This is a genomic window from Cryobacterium sp. 10I1 (assembly GCF_035019805.1).
GTDB lineage: Bacteria > Actinomycetota > Actinomycetes > Actinomycetales > Microbacteriaceae > Cryobacterium > Cryobacterium glucosi.
This window is the reverse complement of record NZ_JASJVF010000590.1, coordinates 1-362: the sequence shown is the minus strand read 5'-3', so window position 1 is coordinate 362 and position 362 is coordinate 1. Positions and strand designations below refer to the sequence as shown.

At 75.4% G+C, this 362-nt stretch carries 1 protein-coding gene; it reads right to left on the bottom strand.

The features are described 5' to 3' along the window. Positions 1-171 precede the first annotated feature (171 nt). A partial coding sequence (locus QN345_RS19905; RefSeq protein ID WP_323509224.1) for a hypothetical protein occupies positions 172-362 on the bottom strand: 191 nt, incomplete at its 5' end.

Below are 362 nucleotides of genomic sequence, written 5' to 3'. Positions count from 1 at the left end.
GCGAACACCTGCGCGCCCTGGCCGGCCGGGTGAGGGATGCCCGGGTCGCCTACCAACGGGCGATCGCGCTGTGCGCCGACGCCGGCATCCGTTCGCGCCTGCAGGAGCAGTGCGCGCTGCTCGGCACGGCCTGATCGGCACGGCCTGATCGGCACGGGCTGACGGCTCGGCTCAGGCCGATTCCGGCTCGGGCTCTGGCTCACGGACGGGGTGCATGAACGGTTCAAGGGCCGAGAGCGTGCGGTCCATCGCCGTGCCGAGCCGGGCGACCTGCCCCGCGGTGATCGGCTCCTGCCGCGTCGCCGCCGCCTCGATCTCGGCGCAGACGGCGGCGAGGGCGCTCGCGCCGACCGTCGCGCTGC